Annotated in this window: 12 protein-coding genes; 6 read left to right on the top strand and 6 right to left on the bottom strand. The window is 71.1% G+C overall.

Features of this window, described 5'->3' with window-relative positions:
* Positions 1 to 17 precede the first annotated feature (17 nt).
* Together ACFOYW_RS10770 and ACFOYW_RS10765 are read left to right on the top strand one after the other, a co-directional pair.
* Positions 18 to 1,181 carry a class I SAM-dependent methyltransferase gene (locus ACFOYW_RS10770; protein WP_390228935.1) on the top strand — a complete coding sequence of 388 codons (1,164 nt, stop codon included), beginning with the start codon at positions 18 to 20 and terminating at the stop codon, positions 1,179 to 1,181.
* Between the two features lie 30 nt (positions 1,182 to 1,211).
* Positions 1,212 to 1,895, top strand: coding sequence for an NAD(P)H-hydrate epimerase (locus ACFOYW_RS10765; protein WP_390228934.1), 684 nt, complete (start codon positions 1,212 to 1,214; stop codon positions 1,893 to 1,895).
* Positions 1,896 to 1,898: 3 nt separating this feature from the next.
* On the opposite strand, the gene ACFOYW_RS10760 is transcribed toward ACFOYW_RS10765, so the two are convergent.
* Entirely contained in the window at positions 1,899 to 2,954 is a 1,056-nt protein-coding gene (locus tag ACFOYW_RS10760) for a zinc-dependent alcohol dehydrogenase family protein (RefSeq protein WP_390228933.1), read from the bottom strand.
* 102 nt (positions 2,955 to 3,056) lie between these two features.
* Here ACFOYW_RS10760 and ACFOYW_RS10755 point away from each other — a divergent pair, with 102 nt between their 5' ends.
* Both ACFOYW_RS10755 and ACFOYW_RS10750 read left to right on the top strand, forming a co-directional pair.
* A complete protein-coding gene (locus tag ACFOYW_RS10755; RefSeq protein ID WP_390228932.1) occupies positions 3,057 to 3,362 on the top strand; it encodes a hypothetical protein in 306 nt (101 codons plus the stop codon).
* 3 nt (positions 3,363 to 3,365) lie between these two features.
* On the top strand, positions 3,366 to 4,838 hold the full coding sequence (locus ACFOYW_RS10750; RefSeq protein ID WP_390228931.1) for a mannitol dehydrogenase family protein: 1,473 nt from the start codon (positions 3,366 to 3,368) through the stop codon (positions 4,836 to 4,838).
* 42 nt (positions 4,839 to 4,880) lie between these two features.
* Here the strand turns inward: ACFOYW_RS10750 and ACFOYW_RS10745 are convergent, their stop codons facing one another.
* The 3 genes from ACFOYW_RS10745 to ACFOYW_RS10735 are packed head-to-tail and all read right to left on the bottom strand — an operon-like array spanning position 4,881 to position 8,163.
* Positions 4,881 to 5,759 (bottom strand): hypothetical protein, encoded by an 879-nt coding sequence (locus ACFOYW_RS10745; protein ID WP_390228930.1) that lies wholly within the window; start codon positions 5,757 to 5,759, stop codon positions 4,881 to 4,883.
* Between the two features lie 47 nt (positions 5,760 to 5,806).
* On the bottom strand, positions 5,807 to 7,417 hold the full coding sequence (locus ACFOYW_RS10740) for a sensor histidine kinase (protein ID WP_390228929.1): 1,611 nt from the start codon (positions 7,415 to 7,417) through the stop codon (positions 5,807 to 5,809).
* A complete protein-coding gene (locus ACFOYW_RS10735) occupies positions 7,414 to 8,163 on the bottom strand; it encodes a response regulator transcription factor (RefSeq protein WP_390228928.1) in 750 nt (249 codons plus the stop codon). Before ACFOYW_RS10735 ends, ACFOYW_RS10740 begins: the two co-directional genes overlap by 4 nt.
* A 178-nt stretch (positions 8,164 to 8,341) precedes the next feature.
* Here ACFOYW_RS10735 and ACFOYW_RS10730 point away from each other — a divergent pair, with 178 nt between their 5' ends.
* Positions 8,342 to 9,922, top strand: coding sequence for a cation:proton antiporter (locus ACFOYW_RS10730; RefSeq protein WP_390228927.1), 1,581 nt, complete (start codon positions 8,342 to 8,344; stop codon positions 9,920 to 9,922).
* Between the two features lie 91 nt (positions 9,923 to 10,013).
* Entirely contained in the window at positions 10,014 to 11,087 is a 1,074-nt protein-coding gene (locus ACFOYW_RS10725) for a hypothetical protein (protein ID WP_390228926.1), read from the top strand.
* Here ACFOYW_RS10725 and ACFOYW_RS10720 read toward each other — a convergent pair.
* The gene (locus ACFOYW_RS10720; RefSeq protein ID WP_390228925.1) at positions 11,056 to 11,631 is read right to left on the bottom strand and encodes a flavin reductase family protein; all 576 of its coding nucleotides are present in this window, start codon (positions 11,629 to 11,631) and stop codon (positions 11,056 to 11,058) included. The two genes, ACFOYW_RS10725 and ACFOYW_RS10720, sit on opposite strands and share 32 nt — an antisense overlap.
* Positions 11,632 to 11,707: 76 nt before the next feature.
* Complete coding sequence (locus ACFOYW_RS10715) at positions 11,708 to 14,269, bottom strand: bifunctional lysylphosphatidylglycerol flippase/synthetase MprF (protein WP_390228924.1); 2,562 nt, start codon at positions 14,267 to 14,269, stop codon at positions 11,708 to 11,710.
* Positions 14,270 to 14,394 lie beyond the last annotated feature (125 nt).

Here is a 14,394-nt window from a genome sequence, read left to right as displayed (position 1 = left end):
CCCGCTAGCGTGGGCGGATGACCTCGCTCGACCTGGGTGCGCTGCGTCGGCGCCCCGACATCGAGGCACCGAACCTGGTCGCGGTCGACGCCGCCGACCGGCTGATGCTCGACACGGCGGCGGCAGCGCTCACGGCGTCGCGGCCCGGCTCGGTGGCGGTGATCGGCGACGGATTCGGTGCCCTCACGCTCGGCGCCATCGCGTCGGGCGCGCGAGACGTGCGCGTGCACCAGGATGCGCTGCTCGCCGAGCGAGCCCTCGCGGCGAACGCGGCCGAGCTCGGCATGACCGGATTTGCATCGCTGAACCTCGAAGCAGACCTCGTGACGGATGCCTCGCTCGTGCTGCTGCGTCTTCCCAAGTCCCTCGACCAGCTCGACGAATGGGCCGGCCTGATCGCCGCCCACGCCGCGCCCGACGTCGTCGTGTACGCCGGCGGCATGGTGAAGCACATGACGCTCGCGCAGAACGAGGTCCTCGCGAAGCACTTCGGTTCGGTGCAGGCGGGTCTGGCGCGGCAGAAGGCACGCGTGGTCACGGCCGCGGGTGCCGGCGCGCCTGGCTCTCGTGACGCTGTCGGCTCGCGTGATGCTGCCGGCCCTGCCGGTGCTGCCTGGCCGAGGACCGCTCGGGTCGATCCGCCCGGTATCACCGTCGCGGCGCACGGCGGCGTGTTCGCGGGGGCATCGCTCGACATCGGTACGCGCTTCCTGCTCGAACACCTCGGCGACGCGCGACCCGCAGCCCGCACAGCGATCGACCTGGGGTGTGGTACCGGTGTCGTCGCGGCGGCGATCGCCGCCGCGCGGCCCGGGGTGCGAGTGCTCGCCACCGACCAGTCCGCAGCGGCCGTGGCATCCGCCCGCGAGACGATGCGGCTGAACGGCCTCACCGATCGCGTGACCGTTGCGCGCGACGACGCGCTCGAGTCGCTGCCCGACGCGAGCGCTGAGCTGATCCTGCTCAACCCCCCGTTCCACACCGGGACGACCGTGACGGCCGAGGTCGGCCTGCGCCTCATCGCCGACGCCGCGCGGGTGCTCCTGCCAGGCGGTGAGCTGCGAGTCGTGTTCAATTCACACGTGCACTACCAGCCGACACTGCGCAGGCTCGTGGGCGAAACCCGCCAGGTCGCGCGCAACAGCAAGTTCACGATCACGAGCTCCGTGAAGCGCGCGTGAGCGGGCTGTGCTGATGACGGGGCTGTGCTGATGAGAGGCTACGGCGCACAGCAGATCCGCGATGCGGAAGCACCGCATCTCGCGGCAGGCGAGCCGCTGATGGCGCGTGCCGCGGCGGCGCTCGCGCGCGAGTGCGAGCGGATGCTTGTCACTGAGGGCGTGTCCCTCAGCCACGCGCGTGTCGTGGTGCTGGTCGGCGGCGGAAACAACGGCGGTGACGCGCTCTACGCTGCCGAGGCGCTGGCGAAGAAGGGCGTCACGGTCGAGCTGGTCCGCACCTCGAGCCGGGTGCATGAGGAGGGCCTCGCCGCCGCGCTCGCGGGCGGCGCCACGGTGGTCGCAGGGCCGACCGCGAGGCTCGCGACGCGCGCTGCGTCGAGCGACCTCATCGTTGACGGCATCCTCGGCACGGGCACGAGTGTCGACGCCCGCCTGCGCGGCGAGGCGCGCGAAGTTGTGGCCGGCATTGTGGCCGTGCGGCGGAGCGCGGCGGTCGTCGCCGTCGACATTCCGAGCGGCATTCACCCGGACACGGGTCATGTGCCCGAGCCTGCCGCGGTCCTGCGCGCGGACGTGACCGTGACCTTCGGCGGGTGCAAGGCGGGCCTGCTGCTGCCGCCGGCGCGGGACTACGCGGGAGACATCCGTCTCATCGACATCGGTCTCACCGTCGAGCTCGACGAGCAGACCCCGCTCATCGAGCTCGACGGGTGACGGTCATGCCGTGAGGACCACCTTCAGCGCCTTCGTCTCGGCCGCGTTGCCGAAGGTCTCGTAGGCGTCGAGGATGTCGGACAGCGCGTAGTGATGCGAGACGAACCCGGCGACATCGAGCTTGCCCTGAGCGAGCAGCTTGATCAGCATCGGCGAGGTATTCGTGTTGACGAGGCCGGTTGTGATGGTGAGGTTCTCGATCCACTTCTCGTCGAGCTTGAACGTCACGGGCTTGCCGTGCACGCCCACGTTCGCGACGTGACCGGCGGGCCGCACGATCTCGAGCGACATGTCCCACGTGGCGGGAACGCCGACCGCCTCGATCGCGACGTCGACGCCGAGGCCGTCGGTGAGGGCGAAGACCTGCTCCTTCCAGTCGGCGTCGGACGACACGACGCCGTCCGTCGCGCCGAAGCGCTTCGCCTGCTCGACGCGGTTCGCGTCGAGGTCGACGGCGATGACGCGTGACGGGCCGTACAGTGCCGCCGTCGTGATCGCCGCGAGGCCCACGGGACCGGCGCCCACGACCGCGACGACGTCGCCGGGCGAGACGGCGCCGTAGCGCACGCCGATCTCGTGGCCCGTCGGCAGAATGTCGCTGATCAGCACGGCGAGCTCGTCGGGCACGCCCTCCGGCACGCGGTAGAGCGACGTCTCGGCGAACGGCACACGCACCAGCTCGGCCTGCGTGCCGTCGATGAGGTGACCGAAGATCCAGCCGATGCCGGGAGCGCCCTCGTCGGCCTGGCAGTGCGAGTAGACGCCCTTCTTGCAGAAGTCGCACTTTCCGCAGGCGGAGACGCACGAGACGATGACGCGATCGCCGACGGCGAGGTCCGTGACCGCAGAGCCGACCTCGGTGATGGTGCCGACACCCTCATGGCCGAGGATCCGGCCGGGGGTCACGGCCGGCACGTCGCCCTTGAGAATGTGCAGATCCGTGCCGCAGATCGTGGTCGTGTCGATCTTCACGATGGCATCGGTCGGTTTGAGAATCGTGGGGTCGGGAACGTCTTCCCAGGCCTTCTGCCCGGGCCCGTGGTACACAAGCGCTTTCATGGCATCCTCCGAGGCGAGCCTGGTCGAGACGCCCGCCCAATGGGCGAAATTACTCTGTCAACCGGGGGCCGCATAGAGCACAACGGCCCTAGCATCGGGAACATGAACGATGGCAAAGATGGCGTTCAGCGTGCAACAGAATGGCTCGACGACAAGCTGGTCCCGATCCTCGGCCCGGCCCCGAACGGGCCGTTCGAGTCGGACCGCGCCGAGGACCCCAGGCCCGGCGTCACCGACGAGCTGTGCCCCGTGTGCCATCACGCCATGAGCCGCCACACCGAAGAGGTCGAGCCCGGCACCAACCGCGTCTTCCGCCGCTGCCCCGACGGCACCATCGTCGAGACCGAGGTCGAGGCCACGACGCATCCCGGTGACGAGAACACCCAAGACGGTCCGGTGCTGAGCTGACCGATGGTGCATCTTTCCCGTAGCTCACTCACTGAACTCCCCGCCGACGTCGCGGTGCCCGACTACGAGCGCGAAGCGATCACCGCCGGCATCGTGCACTTCGGCGTCGGCGGATTCCACCGCGCACACCAGGCCATGTTCGTCGACCGGCTGCTCGAGGCCGGCGATGCCCGCGACTGGGGCATCTGCGGCGTCGGCGTGCTCGAAGTCGACCGGCGCATGAAACAGACGCTCGAAGATCAGGACCACCTCTACACGCTGGTCCTCAAGCATCCTGACGGAACGCTCGAGGCGCGCGTCATCGGCTCGATCGTCGACTACCTGCTCGCACCCGATGACCCGCAGGCGGTGATCGAGAAGCTCGCCGACCCGGCGGTGCGCATCGCGTCGTTCACGATCACCGAAGGCGGCTACAACTTCGACCAGATCACCGGCGAGTTCGACGCATCGAACCCCGCGGTCCAGGCGGATCTCGCGCCGGGCGCCGCGCCCCAGACGGTGTTCGGCCTCGTCGTCGCGGGTCTCGCGCTGCGCCGTGAACGCGGCATCGAGCCGTTCACGGTGATGTCGTGCGACAACATCCCCGGCAACGGTGAGATGGCGAAGAAGGTGTTCACCTCGTTCGCTCGTCTGAAGGACGCGGAGCTGGCGGAGTGGATCGAAGCATCCGTGCACTTCCCGAACTCGATGGTCGACCGCATCACGCCGGCCACGACCGACGCCGACCGCGCGCTCGTGCGCGACGAGTGGGGCATCGAGGACGCGTGGCCCGTCGTCGCCGAGCCGTTCGAGCAGTGGGTGCTCGAGGACGACTTCGGACTCGGCCGCCCCGCCTACGACGAGGTCGGCGTGCAGCTCGTCGACGACGTCGAGCCGTACGAGCTGATGAAACTGCGCCTGCTCAACGCGGGTCACCAGGCGATCGCGTACTTCGGGGTGCTCGCCGGCTACACCTACGCCCACGAGGCCGCCCGGGACCCGCTGTTCGTCGCACTGCTGCGCCGCTATTGGTCCCGCGAGGGGCGCCCGACGCTGCGCGCGGTGCCCGGCGTCGACCTCGACGCCTACACGGACGAGCTCGTCGCGAGGTTCGGGAACGAGAATGTCCGCGACACACTGGCGCGGCTCGCTGCCGAGTCGTCCGACCGGATCCCCAAGTGGCTCGTCCCGGTGATCCGCGAGCAGCTCGCGGCGGGCCGGGAGGTGGACGCGTCGGCGGCGATCGTCGCGAGTTGGGCGCGGTACGCCGAAGGAGTCGATGAGTCGGGGAATCCGATCACGATCGTCGATCGGCTCGCCGACTCGCGGCACGCCGCAGCGCTCGAACAGGCCACCGACCCGCTGGCATTCCTGCGAGATGAGAGTCTCTTCGGGTCGCTCGCCGCGGAACCCGCGTTCACCGGGCCGTACCTGCGCACGCTGCAGTTGCTGCACGAGCAGGGGGCGCGAGCGGCACTCGAGGACCTCGCGCGCTGACCCGAGAGGGGCCCCGCGTCCGTGCTGGCGGCGCGGGGCCCGCTACGCGAGGACGCTCTGGCGGAACGTGCTGCCCGTACCGCTCAGCAGCAGCTCGAGCGTGGTCGAGGCGCTGGTCTGCAGCGACACCAGCTCGATGGGGCGGCGGATGCCGGCGAGCACCAGCTCGACCGGCAGGCCGGTCTGCAGCACCTCGACCCCCGCCATGTTGCGCACGGCGTCGAGCACATCGGACAGCTCGCGGCGGTGCGGCAGGTAGATCACGGACGACTCGCGGGCCTGCTGCGAGACCCAGCGCAGATAGTCGGGCACGGGAACGTGGCCGTCGGTCGGCAGCGCGCTGCCGAGCAGGATGCGGTCACCCGGGATGTCCAGCGGGTCGGCGGCGTGCCTCGTCCACGTGAAGTCGTGCCGCGTGGTGCGGATGCCACGCGCGGCCAGCGCCTCGATGCGCTGCTCGCCGAGCGGAAAGACCGTGAAGAGCTCGACCGCGTCGCGGGCGGCGAGCGAATGCAGGCGGCGCAGGGCGAAGTCGCCGAGCACCCGGTTCATGCGACCCTCGGTGCGGCGGGGGCGGCGGAAGGGCGTGCGCTCGAGCACGGCGTCCGCGAGAGCGAGAGTGTTGGCGCCGTCGTCGAGCAGGACCACGCGCTTCGGCTTGAGCGCCGTCGCAGCCATGCGGAACTGGCCGCTGAATCCGTCGCCGACGAGCCAGTCGCGATCGTCGCTGAGCTTGCCCCACGGAATGCCGACCCACGGCGTGACCTCGTCGAACGGAGCGTCGCGGCGCAGCAGCTCGGCGGCCGTCGATTCCATCTGAGGGCCCGTGAGGCGCATGGCGACGGAGATGCGCCGACCGGCTGCGTGGGCCCATTCAGCGGCACTCAGCAGCTGAAACGGAGACTCGACCCAGGCCAGCACGCTTCTAATTTTAGCCTGAGAAAACTGGGATTGTGATAGGCGCCGGATCACGAGGGGGGAAGAGCCACCGTGAAGACCGTGCGGCCCGGAGCGCTGTCGAGGCTGACAGTGCCGCCATGCGCCTCGGCGATCGCCTTCACGATCGCGAGCCCGAGACCGGTCGAATCACCATCGCGGTTGCGCGCCGTGTCGCCCCGCGCGAAGCGGGCGAACACCGTCGGCTGCAGCGCGGGCGGAACGCCGGGACCGTCATCGGCGACCGTCAGCGTGTTCACGCCCTGAGCGGCGTGAACCGAGATGTCGACACGCGTGCCGGGCGGAGTGTGCGTGCGCGCGTTGGCGAGCAGGTTCACCACGAGGCGACGCAGCTGCGACTCGTCGCCGTGCAGCACGACGGGCTCGGCATCGAGGTCGAGGTGCCATTCGTGATCGGATGCTGCAGCCCGGGCATCCCCCGCCGCCTCCGCCACGATCAGCGAGAGGTTCACTTCGGTCTGGGATGTCTGTGCAGCCCCCGCTGCGACCAGGGCACCCGCGTCGAGCCGCGCGAGCAGCAGCAGCTGCTCGACGAGCTCGCTCATCCGCACCGATTCGCGATCGATCCGCGAGATGTTGCGCTCGAGATCGTCGGTGAGCTCATGCTCACGGGCCGAGAGCTGGGCATAGGCACGCACAGTGGCGAGGGGCGTGCGCAGTTCGTGCGACGCATCTGCGACGAAGCGCCGCATCGTCTCCTCGCTCGCCTGCCGCGCGGCGAGCGCGTCCGCGACGTGCTCGAGAAGTGCGTTGAGGGCACCGCCCACCTGGCCGACCTCGACGGTCGAGGCGAGGTCGGCGGGCGCGACGCGCTCGCCGAGGCGCACGTCACCGCGATCGAGGCGCACGTCCGTGACGGCGGACGCCGTCGCCGCGACATGCCGCAACGGGTTCAGCGACCGCCCGATGACGATCGCGCCGGTCGCCGCGGCCGCCGCAACGGCGAGCACCACGACGCCGAGAATCACCCACGCGACCCGCCACACCGTCGCATCGACCGCAGCGAGCGGCACCCCCGTGATGACCGTCGCGCCGCCGGCCACGGACCTGCTCGCGACGCGGTAGTGCCCGAGGTCGGGCCCGAGGTTCACGCTCGTCGGCTTCGTCGCGGTGTCGAAGCGCTCGAGCGTCGCCCGCTCGGTCGCCGACAGCTCGTGGCGCTTGCCGGTGGAGTCGACGAATCCGTTCACGACGACCTTGCCGTCGTCGACCACCGCGACGATCGTCTGCGCGGCCTGCCCGGGCACGCCGACGAAGTCGCCGGCCTCACCGCCCCCGGGCGGCCGGGTCGTGCCCGGCTGGGTCGTGCCGGGCTGGGTCGTGCCAGCTGGCCCACCCGTGCCCAGCTGGGTCGTCCCGCCGGTGCGGCTCGTGACACCCGCTTGCGAAGGCGACTGCGGCGCCCTGTGATACAGCTGGCCCCCAATCCGGTCGACGCGCTGCGCCGAGCGCACGAGTCCCGAATCGAGCTGGCCCACGAGGTAGCCGCGCACCGCAAGCAGTGTCACACCGCCGATCACGAGGCTCGACGCCGCGACCAGAGCGGCGGCGATCAGCACGATGCGCCACCGCAGGCTGTGCAGCAGCGCGAAACGCCTGCGGGGGAACGGCGGGAAGGTCATGCGTCCTCCGGCGCGGCGCCTTCCGCCTTCAGGATGTAGCCGACGCCGCGCACCGTCTGAATCGAGGCGCCGCAGTCAGGGGGCAGCTTGCGGCGCAGCGTCGACACGTACATCTCGACGAGGTTCGACTCGGCCCCGAAGTCGTAGCCCCACACCGTCGTGAGCAGCTGGTCACGGCGCAGCACCTTGCCGAGTGATCGCGCGAAGACGCGCAGCACCTCGAACTCGGTCGCAGTGAGCTCGAGCGGCGCGTCGTCGCAGGCGACCGTGCGCGCGTCCTCGTCGATGACCAGACGGCCGACCGTCATGGTGCTGCGCGGCGACGCATCCGTCATCGTCGGCGCGAGCCGAACCAGCGCGCGCGCCCGCGCGAGCAGCTCGGCGATGTCGAACGGCTTCGTGACGTAGTCGTCGCCGCCTGCTCGCAGGCCGTCGATGCGGTCCTGCTGAGAATCCTTCGCGGTGAGGAACAGCACGCGCACCTCGTCGCTGATCGCGCGGATGCGGTCGAGCACCTCGAGCCCGTCGAGGTCGGGAAGCATGATGTCGAGCACGACGACGTCGGGCCGCTGGTCGCGCACGAGATGCGGCACCTCACGGCCGCGATAGACGGTCTCGACGTCCCACCCGTCGCTGCTCAGGGCCAGCGCGACGGCGTCGGCGAGAGCTTCCTCGTCGTCGACGACCAGAGCACGCGCGGGGGTGCCGTCGGCGCGGCGCAGCGGGGGGAGGTCGAGCGGATGCATGGCGGCCATCACTCTATTCAGTCACGGTCTCGGGCGGGTTCGCTGTGCTTGCGCTATGTGCGCGCTATAGCTGGGGGGCGCGGGCGTGATCGGGTCGGTCGTGGTCCCGGTCGGGGTGACTGTGTCTGCGCTATGTGCGCGCTATAGCTCGGGGGCGCGGGCGTGATTCAATTCCCGCATGGAATCGGGCGCCGCGCTCATCGTGCTCGCCGTCGTCGTGGCTGTCGTGCTCGCGGTCGCCGTCGCGGTGCTGGCTCGCCGGTTGGGCTGGTCGGCACCGCTGATGCTCGTCGCGATCGGTGCGATCGCGGCCCTCATGCCCGGCATCCCGCGCGTCACGATCGACCCGAACGTCGTGCTGTACGGTGTCATGCCGCCGCTGCTCTACGCGGCTGCGACGCGCGCCTCGTTCATCGATCTGCGCGCGCGGCGCGACCCCATCCTGCTCAGCTCGATCGGGCTCGTCGCGTTCACGGTGCTCGCGGTCGGCGCCGTCGGGTGGTGGCTCGTGCCCGGCATCAGCATCGCCGCGGCGCTCGCGTTCGGCGCGGTCGTCGCACCGACCGACCAGGTCGCCGTCGAGGCGGTGACACGTCGTGCCCGGCTGCCGCGGATGCTCAGCACCGTGCTCGAGGGCGAGAACCTGCTCAACGACGCGACCGCGCTGGTCGCGCTGAACTCGGCGATCATCGCGATCACGGCGACGATCTCGCCGCTCGCGATCGGCGGGTCCTTCGTGCTCGAGGTGGTCGGCGGCGTCGCCGTCGGGCTGCTCGTGGGGTGGGTGCTGAGCCGCGCCCGCGGCGTGCTCGCGGCACCCGTGCTCGACACGAGCCTGTCGCTCGTCACACCGTTCCTCGCATTCGTCGTGGCCCAGTACGTGCATGGATCCGGAGCTCTCGCCGTGGTCGTCGCCGGGCTCTTCCTCGGCTATCGCGCCCCGTACTTCCAGTCGGCCCAGGCCCGCGTCGCCGAGTCGCTCAACTGGCGCACGATCCAGTTCATCGTCGAGAACCTGGTGTTCCTGCTCATCGGGCTCTCGCTGCCGCGGGCCGTCGAGGGGGCGCAGGGCAGCGGCATCCCGGTGTGGAAGCTCGTGCTGATCGCGCTCGGCCTGCTGCTCGCGGTCGTGCTCACCAGGCTCATCTGGGGAGTCGCCGTCACGCCGCTGTTCCGCTACGGGCCCGGTCGGATGCGCCGGGTGGGGTGGCCGTGGGCCACCGTCGGGCCGTGGACCCTTGCCGGCGTGCGCGGCGTCGTCACGCTGGCCGCCGTCTTCCTGCTGCCGGATGCGACGCCCGACCGCTCCGTGCTGCAGCTGCTGGCGTTCGCGGTCGTGATCGGCACCCTGCTGCTCGCCGTGCCGCTCCCGCTCGCGCTGCGGGCCTCCGGCCTCGTGGTGACGGCGACGGATCAGGAGCGCATCGAGGCCGAGCTGCTCATGGCCGAGGCGAAGTCCGCCGGGCTCGAGCTCGTGCGGGACTGCGCCGCCGACGCGGTCGATGAGAGGGTGCTCGAGCGGCTCACCGCCGACGCCGCGTTCGTCTCGTCCTCGGTCGACGAGGGCCCGACACCAGCCGGCGACACCCTCAATACCGCGTACGCGCGACTGCGGATTCAGCTGTTCCAGGCCGAGCGTCGCGCCGTGCTGGTCGCGCGCTCGGAGGGGCGCTACCAGGAGGCTGCCGTGCGCGCCGTGATGAACATCCTCGATGCGGAGGAGACCGCGGCGCGCGCCACGCGCCAGGTCGAGGACTGAGTCCGGGCTGATCAAGGGCTGATCGAGCACTCGAGGGCTTGTCTCGCACCGGCCGGGACCGAATGTCCGTGGGGGCCCATAGGGTCGCATCGTGCCCGTCATCGCGCCCACGCCCACTACCCCCGAGTATCCGCTCGTCGTCTTCGACGCGGAGGGGCGCGAGGTCGCCGAGGCCGACGGGTCGGCCCTGAGCGAGAGCGTCGCGGCCCGCATCGCGGCGGGCGGGGTGACGGATGTCGTGCTGCTCTGCCACGGCTGGCTCGACGCCCTCGCCGACGCGGAATCGGCCTATCACGCGTGGCTCGAGACGGCGCATCCCCTCGCCTGGCCTGGCCCGGTGCCCCCTCTCGTCATCGGGGCGCACTGGCCGAGCACGCCGCTCGCGACGGGCGAACCGCCCGATGTGCCGGCCGAGCTCGAAGCCCATCTCGCCGACGGCACCCTCGCCACGGCGGTCGCGAACGCCGGCTCCGACATCGCCGACTTCCTGAGCTTCTGGACGATGCGGCAGCGCGCCATCACCCTCGGGTCGTCGCCGACAGGGCTCGCCAGGCTCGTCTCACGGGTGTTCTCGGCGGGCAGCGCCGCGGGGGGCACAGGAATCCGCCTGCATCTCGTCGGCCACAGTCTCGGCTGCATCGCGCTCTCCGGCGCGCTCTCCGCCGCCGGCGCCGCGCAGGGGCCGCACGCTGCCACTCTCTTCCTCGCCCAGGCGGCCGAGTCGTCGTGGGCGTTCTCGGCACGGGCGCCATTCCTCACCGGCGGAACGGGGAAGTACCACGCGGTCGTCGATGAGGGACTGGTCGACGGCGCGCTCGTCGCGACGCGCTCGACGCACGATGAGGCGCTCGGCGTCTGGTACCGCCTCGGCATGGAGTTCGTGCTGCAGCGCAGCTACGCGGCGGCGGCACCGGGCCAGCCGGCGCGGGCCGCCGCGATCGGTGCCGAAGGCCTCGGCTTCGACCCGTCCGTGCCGACCGCCGGCGTGCTTCCGCCGCTTGTTCCAGGCGCGACGCACTTCGCGCTCGCCGCAGGTCATCAGTACTCGATCGACGGCTCGGCGCTCATCGCGAGCCACGCCGACGTCGACCATATCGAGATCGCGCGCCTCTTCTTCGAGGCGGTCGCGGTGGTTACTGGTGGCCGATCTCCGACGCCTCGGTGAGCTCGTGCCACGTGCGGCTCCAGTACACGAGCGGCGCGGCCTTCTCGGCCTCGTCGGTCTCGGGCAGGCGCGCCTGCAGCGCGTGCACGGCGACGACGGTCGAGCTGCCCGCGCGCATGCGGTCGATGACGCGACCGCGGATCCAGGTGCGCACGGCCGGGAAGTATGGTTCGCCGGTGATGAGCCGGTCCCAGCTGGAGGTGTCGGCGAAGCGGTCGATGCCGCTCGTCGCGCCGAGGCGCGCGAGGTCGAGCTGATCGGCCGAGAGCAGGTGCACGATGAGCGTCTCGGCGCGGGTGATGGTCTCGGAGGCCGAGGACTGGTCCGAGATCGAGAACACCAGCAGCGGCGGCTCGGCGCTGACGGAGAACACCGACGTCGCGGTCATGGCGACGGGGCCGTCGCCCGCGTCGGCGGTGATCAGCGCGACCCCCGCCGGGTGGTGGCGGAAGGCGAGCTTGAACTCGCTCGGCGACAGACCGCCCAGGGTCGTCGCCTCTGCCTCGTTCTCAAGTCGGTGCAGCCGTTCTGCTTCCGCTGCCATGTGATGCTCCTCTCGACACACGGGCGTCGATCGCGTGGTGCACGCGCGAAGGCATCCGTTTATCTCATTGTCAGCCTCAATGCTCAGCGGCGCCCGTGCCAACAGTGTTGCGCTGTGTGACCCGCTGAGTGAGGGCCGCATCGCGACCTGCGAGCCCACGGACGAGCTGTGTCGCCTGCCGCAGCGACAGCGTCGGCAGGTACGCGCGAACGAGAGCGAGACCGATCGCCGGGAGCGCCACCGCGTCGGGGTAGGCCATGAGCAGCGGCCGCAGCGCGGGCTGGAATTTGAGCTTGAAGTCGAGCAGGCTGCGGAACCCGTAGACGGGCTCGAGCCGCTCGGACAGGCGGTCGAGCAGACCGTCGATGCCGTCGGTGGCGCTCTGCTGCGAGCGCGCGAGCGGGGCGGCCGACAGGCTCAGCTGTTCGATGCCGTCAGCGCGAAGTCGAGCGACGACCTCGGCGATCGTGAACTCCATCACGCCATGTGTCGCTCCGTCGCGGCGGCGCATGAGGTCGTTGGTGTAGCCGACGACCACGCCGTCGCGGTACACGGGCAGCCAGCTCGTGAACGCCTCGACACGCTCGTTCGGGCCGATCGCCACCATGAGGCGCACGGCCGGGTCGCGATTCTCGGCGAGCGACCCGAGCGTGAAGGCCATCTCGGGCAGCTCCTTCGCCGCGACCCATTCCTCTGAGATCGCGGCGAGCTGACGGCCCAGGTGACGCGGCAGGTCGCGCGGCGAGCACCACAGGGCACGGATGCCTTCGCGGTTCGCTCGGTTCACGGCGGAGCGAACCTTCTGCCAGCGTCGCCCCGCGAAGTCCAACGTGGCGGGGCAGAGCACGGCTTCTTCGGCCACCGTGCGGGAGTGCCAGCCCAGCCGGTCGAACGCGGCCTCGAGCGCCGCGTCGACGCTGTAGAACACCGGCACCCAGCCGTTCTCGTCGCAGAAGTGCGCGAAGCCGTCGATGGTCGCTGTGGCGTCGGCGGGCGAGCCGATCGGGCCGCCGGTGGTGAGGGCGACACGGCCGACCACGCGGTAGGCGACGCCCGCATTCCGGTCTCGCGGGTCGAACCAGTACTCGTTGCCGGCCCAGGTCGTCATGAACGCCAGGCTGTCTCCCCCGCGGCGCACGAGCCCGCGCGCCCGTGTCGAGTCCTGCTGCGGGGCATGCACGCCGTCGCCGAACAGCGGCGCGAGCGCAGCGCCCGCGGCGACGAGCCAGAAGACCGGGCCGACGACGTGCATCAGCACACGAGCGCCGAACGAGGTCGGCGTCACGAGCGCCCCGTCGCCGCCGAGGAACGCCACGGGCACGAAGCGCTCGATGGTCGATGCGGCGAGGCGGGCCGGAGTCGGCTCGGCGCCGAGCACGTGCTCATGTCCGAGGGTGAGCACCGCGAAACACAGCCCTGCCAGCGCGACGAAGGCGCCCACCGTCGTCAGCAGGTAGCGCACCACGGTCGCGGTGCCGGTGCGAACGGGGAAGTTCCGGCGCCCGACGAGAAGCGCCGCGGCCATGGCGAACGGCAACAGGATCGAGACGACCGCGTCGAGCTGGAACTGCACGTTCCGGTATCCGCCGCCGAGCGACGGGCCGCCGGTCGCCGTGGGCACAAGGCCGAAGAAGACGGCTCCCAGCACGCCGAGCAGCAGGTTGACTCCGGCGCCGAGCCAGACGGCGAAGCGCCGGCCGTGCGCGAGTCCCCAGGCCGCGAGCAGCAGCACGAGCAACGGCACGACCGAGACGACGATCGGGCCGGGGCCGTCGATGCGACGCGCGGCGAGCTGGGCCACACAGGCGTGGGTGAGTGAGAACAGCTCGCACCGTGTGACCGGACCGGCGGGGGTGGCGGCGGGCGCGGCGAGCAGCAGGCCGATCGGTCCCAGCGGCCCGACGCGGGTCGGCGAGAACAGTGCGATGACGGGGCCGACGGCGGTCAGCGCGGTGGCCGCGGCCAGGAGCGTACGCAACTCGTGACGGCTGCTTCGGGTCCACGTCGCGCGTCGACGTGCGCGCGGCAGCAGGAGGCCGAGTCCGAGGCCGGCGACGGTGGCGACGAGGCGGTAGATGTCGGCCGGCTGGCCCGCGTACAGCACGAACACGATCGCGACGAGCGAGGAGAGCAGGCGGATGCGTCGCCGCCACAGCGGGCCGGCGAAGGCGCTCGCCGCCGCGATCGCCCCGAAGATGCCGGACTGCGGGTCGACGGTCGCGATGCGGCCGATGCTGCGCGCCCACGACACGTCACCGGCCTCGCCGAGCAGGATGAGTCCGGCGCCGACGCTCACGCCGATCAGGGCGGTGACGACGAACGCGAAGGCGGTGCGGCGCCAGCCCATCAGGATCTCGGCCCCGCCGAGGAGCACGATGCTGCCGACGACAGCCAGCGCGAGTTCCGGCAGATTGCCGGCGAAGAGCATGCCGGTCATCGGCGTCCACCAGTGCCGCACCGGCTCGTCCGTGCCGAGCACGACCCAGAAGCGCTCCCGCAGCAGCGCGTCGGGGCCGCGGAACGGGCCCGTCACGAGCGCCACCAGCAGGTAGAGCATCACCATGAGGGTGCTGAACGGATGCCGCGCGAGATGCGCGCGCACGGGGCCGGCGCCCCGGGCATCCGTCGATTCACTCACCTCGACATGGTGGCAGTCGCTTTCAGGGAAATCGCTAAGCAAGCCGGCCCGAGCGCGAATCGGTGACGTGCGCGAGTTGTCCACAGGGCACGAATGCTCGGCCCGGCGGTCGGGACAAGATGGTC

The organism is Gryllotalpicola reticulitermitis (assembly GCF_042651345.1).
Classification (GTDB): Bacteria; Actinomycetota; Actinomycetes; order Actinomycetales; family Microbacteriaceae; genus Gryllotalpicola; species Gryllotalpicola reticulitermitis.
This window is presented reverse-complemented; position numbering and strand designations above follow the sequence as displayed.